Origin of the sequence: Nitrobacter sp. 62-13 (assembly GCF_001896955.1) — a bacterium.
GTDB lineage: Bacteria > Pseudomonadota > Alphaproteobacteria > Rhizobiales > Xanthobacteraceae > Nitrobacter.
This window is the reverse complement of the sequence record NZ_MKRN01000098.1, coordinates 1-1,854: the sequence shown is the minus strand read 5'-3', so window position 1 is coordinate 1,854 and position 1,854 is coordinate 1. Positions and strand designations below refer to the sequence as shown.

Genomic DNA, 1,854 nt, shown 5'->3' with positions numbered 1-1,854 from the left:
TTTCGGCATCGCGACCCGGTTTCCATGCTGCTGTCGGCGGCCGTGCTGGTGCCGTTCGGCTATTTTCTCTGGAAATCGCTGACGCTTCGCGTCGGCGACACCTGGCCGATGTTCATCTGGCCGCTGGGATTCGCGGCAACGGCCATCGACCTCGCGAAGCGATCGCGCGAAAAATGGCCGGCGTGGATCGCAAGATCGTCTGCTTTCTGGATAAATGCCGCGATCGCGTCGGGTCTCGTCCTCGTGGTCGCGGTGTTCCTTTATTACGTCGCCAGCCCCTGGAATTTCATCGGCAAGACCGACCCGATCGGCGGCGAAGCCGGCTTCGCGCAGGTCGCGAGCCGCGCCGAAGATGAATTGCAGACCGCCGAGGCGACCTGGATCGCGACCGACGATTACCGGATCTATGCGATGCTGCGCTGGCATCTGAAGGATCGCGTCCCGGTAATCCAGATCAACGAACGTAGCCGCTTCCTGGGTTTCCGCGACCCCGGCCTCGAGCGGATCGCCGGGCATGCCGGGATATATATCGCCCGCGAGCAGGACGGTGCATCCCTTCTGGCCTCGACCGGCGCGGTGCTGACGTCGTTGGGTCGGGTTCAGCGGACCTGGCGCGGCCGGATCATGGACACCTATGTTCTGGAAAAGATGACGGGCTGGACACCTGATCTCTCGCCGCCGCCGGACTCGCGGTTCTACAAATGGCGGCAACTGGCGGAGGAGGGCCAGACGAGTCGTCGTTATCTGACGCTCGCCGCCTTCGTGGGGCGATAGTTCAGTCGTTGCCCCCGCGCTTGCGCAACAGGTCTTTCGCAAGATCGCCGAGCGCGGGCCGCGGCAGCGCGGTGAACGGCATCGGGCGGGTGACGTCGATCGCCGCAAGCCCGAGGCGGGCGGTCAATAGTCCGTTGAGAACGCCTTCGCCCAGGCGCGTCGACAGTTTCGCGGCGATGCCCTGGCCGAGTATCTGCTGGATCAAGGTGTCGCTCGCCGCCATGCCGCCGGTGATGGCGAGATGCGCGATGACGTGGCGCATCAGGCGGATCATCCCGAGCGTGCCGGGCCGGCCGCCATAGAGTCGTGCAAGCTGCCGCACCAGCCGTATCGCCGCGGCGAACACGAACAGCACATCCACCACGGCGCGGGGGCTGACCGCGGTCACGATCGACACGCGCTGCGCCGCCACCGACACCAGCCGGCGCGCTTCCTGATCCAACGGCGCCATCAGCTCGCGCTCGGCGAGCCGCACCAGGTCCGCGCCGTCGATGATGTCGGTGCCATGGCCCCGCAGCGCGGCCCGCGCCCGCGCCAGATGGGGATTGTCGTGGGCGAGCTTCACCAGATCGCGTACGACCGCTTTCGCTCCCGTGCGATCGTCGGCGGCGATGGCGGCCAGCGCGCGCCGATGCAGGTTCTCGATAGTGGCGAGACGGGCGAGGGCCGCGATCTCGCGCGCCGCGATGACGATAGATGCAACCACGAACAGCGCCGCCAGCATCAGCCCGAGGAAACCCAGTCCCTCGCTGCGCGCGAACAGGTCGCGGATCAGGTTGATGGCGCCGAGCACGGTGCCGAGCGCGATAAAGCCGGCCAGCGACGACCAGAACAGCACGCCCCAGCGAAATCCCTTTCGCGCCGGGACCGGAGATATCTCCGGCGCCTCCTCCTCGGGCAGCAAGACGGGCTCGGGCTCCGGCTCGGCTTCCGGCGTGATGCTGATGCTGCCGCGCGCGGGCCGGCTCACCGCTTCTTCGGGGTCGAGAACCACAACGAGCGGATCGTCGAGCTTGAATGTGACGGGGCGGCGCAGGCCGGAACGCTCACTCATTGCAGTCGGTCTCCGATCAGAAACTG

Annotated in this window: 1 protein-coding gene and 1 pseudogene; one reads left to right on the top strand and one right to left on the bottom strand. The window is 66.8% G+C overall.

All coding sequences use genetic code 11. The features are described 5' to 3' along the window. Positions 1 to 774: pseudogene (locus BGN91_RS08690) on the top strand (glycosyltransferase); the annotation flags it as partial. Position 775: 1 nt separating this feature from the next. Here BGN91_RS08690 and BGN91_RS08685 read toward each other — a convergent pair. Then, positions 776 to 1,828: a TIGR01620 family protein gene (locus BGN91_RS08685; RefSeq protein WP_292612308.1), complete on the bottom strand. Its 1,053-nt coding sequence runs from the start codon at positions 1,826 to 1,828 to the stop codon at positions 776 to 778. Positions 1,829 to 1,854: the final 26 nt, after the last annotated feature.

What these genes read in the sequence shown, in the direction of transcription:
- BGN91_RS08685 (WP_292612308.1), bottom strand. Translation starts at nt 1,828, where the DNA reads ATGAGTGAGCGTTCCGGCCTGCGCCGCCCCGTCACATTCAAGCTCGAC.